Annotated in this window: 5 protein-coding genes and 1 pseudogene; 3 read left to right on the forward strand and 3 right to left on the reverse strand. The window is 39.3% G+C overall.

What is annotated here, in order from left to right:
• The first annotated feature begins 400 nt into the window (after window positions 1-400).
• Window positions 401-2388, forward strand: a pseudogene (locus tag ACFILD_RS03125) (M23 family metallopeptidase).
• A gap of 926 nt (window positions 2389-3314) precedes the next feature.
• Here the strand turns inward: ACFILD_RS03125 and ACFILD_RS03130 are convergent.
• The 3 genes from ACFILD_RS03130 to ACFILD_RS03140 form a co-directional block, all read right to left on the reverse strand.
• Window positions 3315-4745, reverse strand: coding sequence for a sensor histidine kinase (locus tag ACFILD_RS03130; RefSeq protein ID WP_375631403.1), 1431 nt, complete (start codon window positions 4743-4745; stop codon window positions 3315-3317).
• A gap of 224 nt (window positions 4746-4969) precedes the next feature.
• On the reverse strand, window positions 4970-5524 hold the full coding sequence (locus ACFILD_RS03135) for an RNA polymerase sigma factor (RefSeq protein ID WP_375631404.1): 555 nt from the start codon (window positions 5522-5524) through the stop codon (window positions 4970-4972).
• Between the two features lie 7 nt (window positions 5525-5531).
• Window positions 5532-5735, reverse strand: a complete 204-nt coding sequence (locus ACFILD_RS03140; RefSeq protein WP_015856821.1) for a NepR family anti-sigma factor — start codon at window positions 5733-5735, stop codon at window positions 5532-5534.
• Between the two features lie 169 nt (window positions 5736-5904).
• Between ACFILD_RS03140 and ACFILD_RS03145 the strand changes: the two genes are divergently transcribed.
• Both ACFILD_RS03145 and ACFILD_RS03150 read left to right on the forward strand, forming a co-directional pair.
• Window positions 5905-6699: a response regulator gene (locus ACFILD_RS03145; protein WP_375654309.1), complete on the forward strand. Its 795-nt coding sequence runs from the start codon at window positions 5905-5907 to the stop codon at window positions 6697-6699.
• A gap of 22 nt (window positions 6700-6721) precedes the next feature.
• A complete protein-coding gene (locus ACFILD_RS03150; RefSeq protein ID WP_375631405.1) occupies window positions 6722-7735 on the forward strand; it encodes a sensor histidine kinase in 1014 nt (337 codons plus the stop codon).
• Window positions 7736-8695: the final 960 nt, after the last annotated feature.

Consider the following 8695-nt stretch of genomic DNA (forward strand, 5'->3'; position numbering starts at 1 on the left):
TTTTTTTAAATAAAATAACCCAAACATTTCCAATAAAATATTGTAACAAAAAATCCTATTTCAAGACATTATTGGAAAAATCTGCCTTCATAAAAATAAAACATGAAAACAAAAGGAGTTCAAAGAGAGCATGGCGCCTTTAAAGTAAAATATAGCACCCCATTGCAATGCATAAAAATAGGAAGTTGCCTAAGAATGAGTTAATCACAATAACGCTTGTTTTATGCTACTTTAATAAGGAAATTTTTCTGCACAGGTACGATTTATAAAGACATTGCTGTATAAAGAGAATCGCATGATCTGTAATTTGTAAAAAGAATCAAATTCCTGTAGAAGCATGCTAAGCTATCTATCTATCTAGCTTTCTTTATTTAATATTGAAAAGTACTCTTATAAATCTATGTGGGATAACGAACAACAAAAAAACGATCCTGGACAGGACCCTGCTCTTGTCGTCAAACGCTTACGGCCTGCGCGCCGGCAGGTCTCTGCTCGTTGGCTTACGGGAACCGTTCTGACAGGAATCACTTCCTGCATTCTTATGGGGATTGCACTTTTTACGGCTCTTGATGAACAACAGCGATTGGTAACACCGCCACAATGGTTTACGCAGGAAAACCTATCAGAATCACAAGACCCTGAGGCCAATGGGTATAAAGGTGATCGTATTTCTCCCACCCATGCACGGCAAAGCTTTGACAGAAAACGTCAATTTGAACTATCGATTCTACAAAAAAAGGCGATGAAAAAGTCATTCAAACACAACATTTTGAATGGATTCGTATGGCTTTAGCCGAAAATCGCCCCCAGAAATATAGCTATCCAAAATTTGATTCTTTAAGCATTCTTGCCAGTGATTCGCAAAGTCAAAATATTGCACCACAAGAAGATTCTGGGCAGATTTACGGTGCAAAAATCGAAACAAAACTCACCTTACGCAGCTATGATTTTAAGGTAAATCAATTCGATTTTGATGACAGCGACACATTGACAGATGAAGAGGCACAACAAGAAGTGCAAAAAGCTGGATTTACTTTAGAAAAGAGCACCGAACTTCTTTCAGTTCTCACATTGATTGATCCTTTAAAGTTAGAAGATGTATCCTCCCCTTCCCAAGGCACAGAATCCCCTGAAGTTCGAATCGTTCAAGAAAATGTAACCGTTTCTCCTCAAAGCCACCGTATCGATCTGACGAAAAACTATGTTGAAGATATTATTCCTATTCGTAAAAAACAAACGATAGCCGATGCTTTCAAAAAAACCAGTTATACAAAAAAGCAAATTGACCAAGTTGTAAAAACGCTAGAAAAAATAAGCCTTTCCGATACTCTTAAAGAGGGAAGCCTTTTACGCATTGGTATCGTGACACAAGCTGGTGAAAAAGACCATCTCGTACGCGCAAGTATCTATCAAGGGATGCATCATGTTCTCACCATTGCCCTGAATGATAAAGGCCAATTCATTGAAAGCACAGAGCCTAAAATGTCTAAAGCGCTTAAAACGGCTTTTCAAAATGGTATTCCGCATTCTTACATCAATAGCGCGCAATTACCAACGGCTTATGATGCACTCTATAGTGCTTTGCTCAGTCATAATATATCACAATCTCTCTCTCATCGTCTTATTCGTCTGCTGGCCACCAATATTGACATGAAAAGTCCGATAACACCCAATGATCAGATCGAAATATTTTATGCCGTACCACAAAGCGATAAAGAAAACAAAAACGGCAAAAAGAACTTGAAAGCAAAGGAAGCATCCAAAAACACTGATCCAGAAATTCGTTATATTAGCGCAACTTTTGGAAATACAACTTATAAATATTACCGTTATCAATTAAAAGATGGAAGCGTTGATTATTATGATTCTGAAGGGAAGAGTTCAAAGCCTTTCTTGCTGCGCAAACCCACACCAAATGGGATTTTTGGCTCCCCCTTTGGTCCACGCAAACATCCTATTTTAGGCTATATTCGCATGCATACGGGTGTTGACTGGGTTGCTCCTAAAGGATCGCCCATTATTGCTGTAGGAGATGGTATTGTCACAAAAGTAGGCGTAACAGGCGGCTATGGAAATCACACGGAAATTCAACATGCCAATGGATATGTCAGCAGTTATTCACACCAAAGTCGTTATGCACCAGACATCAAACCAGGCGTGAAAGTACGACAAGGGCAAATTATTGGATATGTTGGATCAACAGGAATGGCAACCGGTCCCCATTGTCATTTTGAAATCATTGTCAATGGCGTCAAAGTTGATCCCATGCGCATTCGTATACCGGATAGCAAAGCCTTAACCAATCAAGACCTACAAACATTCCTACAAGAAAAAAACAATATTGATTCTTTGATCAACAGCCCGATAGCACCCTCCGAAGAGACTTAAAGCATGAAAGCATCGGCATTTTCACGACTCAAAACATCTAAAAATATGCTTTAGCGCTTACTTTTCTCAAAGAGATTTCCGCACTTTAAATATCTATTAAAGGATACGTCGAAATATGCCACCACCCAAGGTCGCATCACAATGATTAAAAATAAAACGCCCTCCCCTTTTCAGGTTTACGCACAATAGGTTTGCAGATTTACGCACAATAGAAAAGTGAAAAATATGAACCCCCAAAAGGCTAACTCTTCTTGTTTATTTTATCAAAACGATAAAAATCCCTTTGTTTTCCATGCAATAAAGTTTTAAATCAAAGGTGAGTTTTTCTAAAGAATGAAGATTCTAAAATCCATATCATTCTATAAACAACCCGACTTCTTGTTGAATAGATTCCACTTGTTGAATGTATGCTGTTCATAGCCCTAAAGAACGGTGTTTCATGAACTTTATGAGCAAGTTTTACCTAAGAGAATATTCCTTACACACTTTTACAAAAAAAACCCATATTTAAAGTTTTAACAGCCCTTACAAAAAATAACAAAACTTAAAAAAACAATCTCTTAGCAAAGAAATAGAGCTTACGAATATAAGTATTATTATTGGCTTAAAGGAGCACTTATTCAAAATAAATTTAAAGGCTCACTTAAGCACTTCAAAGCTCTAAGACAAGGAGAACTTTGAAAGCCGATCATCGGAGTCAATAAAGCAAAAAAACAACGAGAGAGAAAATCAAACATTACACCAAAAGATAAAGAAGCAAAGTTGCCTTTCTTGAAGACAATCGATAATTTAATATTAAAGAGTGCTGTGTTCGCGCTACTGAAGCCGTATTTTTCCTTCTTCTTGTGAAAAGATGCCCTCCCCATACATTCACGATGAATGAAAGGCAGCTTACCACGAGCAAAGAGTTTAACCCTTTAAAAAAATCAGTCAGAGCTTTTTTTTGAACTATTCATGCTAAGTTTTGGCAAAGGAATAACAATCTTTGTGCCTCCTAAAGCAGAAGTTTCAAACAGAGGTTTTTCACCAAATTGCATACAGAGCTGTTCCACAACCACACGACCAAGCCCTGTTTTTTGTTTTAAAGTTTGGCTTTTCATTCCCACGCCATCATCTTCTACAATGAGCATCAATTGTCCATCTTTCTGGGGACCAAAGGAGATATAAATATGACCCGACCGTTGATCAGGAAAGGCATGTTTTAAGGAATTTGTCAGCAGTTCACCAAGGATAATTCCAAGTGTTGTCGCATCTCTTGAAGACAGGCGACAATCTTTAAAGTTGGTGTGAATGGTGATGTTTTCACGCAATTCAAAAGGAACTGCCAATTCGACATCATGCACAACAGAACTAAGAAACTCTGCCAATAAAGTCGTTTCCATATCATCACTTAAGCGCAAACGACGATGTGCTGTAGAAATTGTCTGAATACGATCACGTGCAGCACCTAGAACAGAACGTACCTCTTCATTTTTGCTCCGGTTTAACTGGAGCCCCAGCAAAGAAGACACCGTTCCAAGAGAATTGCCAATGCGATGGCTTGCATCCTGCAACAATATTTCAACCCGTTGGCGTTCTTTTTCAGCGTGATTACGTGCTCTTTCTAATTCTTGTGTTCGTTCTTTCACGCGGGCTTCCAGAGCGATATTTTCGCTATGAAGCAGCAATTGATACAATTTTAAAGAGCGCATATCACGATGAAAACGATTAATAACAAAATAGGCAGAAATAAAGGTACTTACAACGGAAACAATAGCCGCCAATGTCAAAGCAGCCCGCATCAATGCGATACCCTCACGCTGTTTTTGTCGCACTACATCATCCCCATTAATAAAGCTTGTCATCAATTGAGCTAAACGTGCCACAGGAATCTTTGATACTTCCAAAGAGTCCGCATGAGAAGGTTGAGAAGGTTGTTCAGGAATCGCATCAAGAGCATGCATATGGGCATTCATAAAGGCTTTTCGTGCTTCAACCTCTTCTTTAAAAGCCGTAAACCATTTATACCACTGCGGATGCGCATAAACAATAAGTGCGATATAGTCGAGAATATTCCCCAACTCCCGCTCTGAATTTTCAAAACGTATTTTATCTTCCGCCTTGCGCGTTTTTGCATAGCTGCGATCAGCAACAGCCATATCAATCAAGCTAATAAGGACCAAATCAGCCTGTTCGCGCAATTCTGAACTTGTATTCAACTGTGCGATTTCTCGATCAACGGCATTTGAAAGCAACATAATAAAAACCGATGCCAAAAGAGCCATAACAAGAGAAACAACAATCGCACCCCACCGCCAGCGTGATATCGTTGCATCAGAAGAAGGCATTTGAGGCATCAAATTTGTTTTTGTTGTCATAGAATGTCCATTGGCGAACTTGAAAGTCGTCATTTTTCAGCACAAAGGAAGGCAACCTTATGGAACATAAAACCTAAAGCCCGTGAGAAAGTTTTATACAGGCTTTTCTTGTGTTCCTAAGGATACACGCCAAACTTCTGAATTTCCTCAGATACTGACTTTACTGTAATAGCTATAACGGGAATAAAAAAAACAAGGCTATCGATCATAATTATTATGCTTTTTTAGCCGTTAAATGAACACAATGTACTTCCAGCTGAGTAAGAATCAGGACCATAATCAGACTCACCATCCACCTTAAGAAGTTCTTGTAATCGATTACGCGCCCTGCTCACACGGCTTTTAATGGTTCCAACAGCACAACCACAAATAGTCGCAGCATCTTCATAAGAAAACCCCGATGCGCCAATGAGAATAATGGCTTCTCTTTGATCGGCAGAAAGCAAATTTAAGGCTTTTTTGAAATCTTGCAAATCAAGCGATCCATATTGAGCAGGATGAACAGCGACATTTTGAGTAAACACGCCATCGGTATCTTGAACTTCTCTTCCCTTTTTACGCATTTGACTATAAAATTCATTGCGCAAAATGGTAAAAAGCCAAGCTTTAAGATTAGTCCCCATCTCAAAACTATCTTGCTTAGCCCATGCCTTCATAACAGTATCTTGAACCAAATCTTCAGCTTTATCGTGCTTGCCACTTAAAGAAACAGCAAAAGCTCGTAAAGCCGGCAACACAGAAAGGAGTTCTTGTTTAAAGTTTTTCGCGCGCTTTGACATAAAGGATTCAAACCTTTTCCACATTGTTTAAGCCAAATTGCTCTGCGCGCTCCAACTTCTCTAAAAGCTCAAGCAAACACCGTGGCAGTGCCTCTTCTTGAATTTCCATGTAAAATTGACGTAACTTCCGTGCTATTTCGCTATTGACCCCGAGAAGATCATCTCCAACTGTAAATTGTGTGGTGAGATTTTTTTCATCACGGTCGTTCATTTTTCATCCCCCTAATCCATATAATATTGGTAGCACCGCGAAGAATTTTTTCGCCTTATAGTTGTAAATATAGCTGTCGGTAAAAAGTTCCATACAAATCAAGGAACTTTTTTATCGGTTGAGAATTTCAACCAACAAAGTGCTTGAAAGGTCAAAGGAGTTATAAATTATGTCATTATCAACGCGCATTGCCCCGCATCTTCCCTATCTTCGGCGTTTTGCCCGCTCTGTCACCGGTAGCCAATCCTCTGGCGATGCTTATGTGTCAGCGATGTTGGAAGCACTCATTGCCGACATCTCCATTTTTCCCAAAGCCTCCACTGACCGAATTGGTACCTATTGGCTTTTTTGCCATCTTTTTGACCAAACCACACCGAACATCCCAGAACCCCTGCCTCAATTTGGTCTTGAACAAAAAACCAGTGCCAAATTATCCTATCTCACGCCCCGTGCACGCCAAGCATTTTTGCTCATTGCCGTTGAAGGATTTCATGAACAAGAAGCCAGCGAAATCATGAATCTGGATACGAAAGAATTCCGCAAGCTTCTCAACCAAGCATCTATTGATATTTCTCAACAAATTGCCACTGAAGTCATGATTATTGAAGATGAACCTCTTATTGCACTTGATATTGAGCAAATGGTAGAAAGCCTAGGTCATCATGTTGTAGGAATAGCGCGCACGCGTGATGAAGCTGTCATTATGTATCATAAGAAAAAACCACGGTTGATTTTGGCTGATATTCAATTAGCCGATAACAGTTCAGGTATTGATGCGGTCAACGAGATTTTGAAAAATGACCATATACCAGTGATTTTCATCACGGCTTTTCCCGAAAGGCTTCTCACTGGCGAGCGTCCAGAACCAACTTTTTTAGTGACCAAACCTTTTAACCCAGATATGGTGAAAGCGCTTATTTCCCAAGCTTTATTTTTTCAAGAGAATGCTTCTAAAGCGGCTTAGAACAGGGTAACATCTTAAAATTATGATTGTTACGCCTCTTTCAAAGCCTCCCATGGATAAATCTCATATGAGTGCGCTCATGCAAGCGATTCGTGGTGCGGATATTTGCGTTCTCTATCAGGCAACAAATCTGGTTTATTTATGGGCTGAAAACTTGCCCCACCATTTGCACAATAAATGGCGGGTTGGGTGTCGTGACAGCGACTTTTTTTCGCTTGACCTTGCAGACAATATGGAAACCATCAAACTGCAAGTTTTAGCCAGTGGCAAAATGCAAACTGTTGAAGCACGTTTTGAAGATACAAACAAACAAGAGATTTGGTACAAATTTTCTATTGATTGCCACCGCAATGATAACGAAGACATTATTGGTATTATCACCACCGGTGTCAATATTTCCGGCTTACGCCGCCGTGAACAAGTGCTTAAAATCCTTCTTCGCGAAGTCAGTCACCGTTCTAAAAATCTTCTAGCGATCATTCAAAGTATTGCCAGTCAAACCGCCCGCTATACTGAATCTCTTCAAGTTTTTTTACGAAAATTTCAAGGTCGTCTTCATTCTCTTTCTCATTCTCAAGATCTGATCACGGATTCCGATTGGCGTGGTGCTCAATTTCGCGAATTGGTCCAAACGCAGGCTTTAGGCTATTTAATGAAAGAAACAGAACGTTTTTCACTTGAAGGCGTCGATCCTTATCTTTTTCCCAATGCCGCTTTGCATATTGGTTTGGCTTTTCATGAACTGATTGTCAATTCTCTTTCTTTTGGAGCCCTTTCCCAAGAAAAGGGGAGCATCTGTGTACGCTGTGAAATCGAAACAAAACTGAATGGCAAAACGCAACTTATCATCACTTGGCATGAAAATTTTGAATCCGGCATCCCTCCCACAAACAATAAAAAAGCCTGTTTTGGTAGTGCCGTTCTCGAAAAAATCGTTCCCATTTCTGTGAATGGTTCAGCTTCCCTCAAATTGACACAAGAAGGAATTGTCTATTGCCTCTCTGTTCCTGATACTTATTTTGATATTTTTTCTTAAAAGAGCATTTTAAACAATGAACAAGAGAAGTTTCCCCTTTTTTAGTAAAATGTCTCATCTGTTTATTAAGCACAAAGACATTTTCCAACCTCTTTAAACCAACCTCTATAGTCCCCCAATAGTTCCCCAAAACCTTAACGATGAGAACTGAAAGCTACATAAAATCCATTCCCGCTGTTAATCAACTTCCATCCCTCATATAACCGGCATATTTTAAAACAGAAACCAAAACGATAAAGAGCAAACCGTTTCAACTTTTACTATGCCAAATAAAAGCGAGCCTATTACCCATCTCTTTTTGTATAATTTTCGCAATGCGCATACAATTTTATTTTGGCATAATATGCAATTTCAAGGAGTAAAGCTAACATCCATCATCATTCTTCAGCTTTACGGGCTTAAAGCCTCCACGAAAACGACAATTAATTGATGAAAATTACATATTTTACGCTTTTATATATCGCATTCTATAATGGAGATATTCTCTTCAGGTACAATAGGACATTCTAAAACAGAATACACTTATGTCTTTCATTCACGCACTTTTTTAATATTTCCCAGCGCATCCACGCTCATTTCAAAACAGTATCTGTAAATAAGATATAATAGCCCCCAGCCCCCGTAAAGTGAACCATCAAACCCGCCCCTTGTTACGCCATATCCTTCTTTACCTTCATGCCCCTTTTCACTTCATAAAAGTAGTAGCTGAGCATCATCATACCATTTGTCTTTCATGTTACAACAGCCATTGACCTTTGAGAGCGTCCATAAGAGGCATTTTAGGCTTTTTTTCAAATACTTCTCATTGATACAAAGCCCCCCTACACACCCCTTTATGACGTGCAAACCAATGACTTTGATTAATTCACTATAGAATAGCATCTCAAAGGGGAAAACCCATCTCAAAGGGGAAAACCCATCTCAAAGGGGAAAACCCATCTCAAAGGGGAAAACCCATCT

It is taken from the genome of Bartonella sp. CL162QHHD (genome assembly GCF_042195435.1).
In the GTDB taxonomy this organism is placed as follows: domain Bacteria; phylum Pseudomonadota; class Alphaproteobacteria; order Rhizobiales; family Rhizobiaceae; genus Bartonella.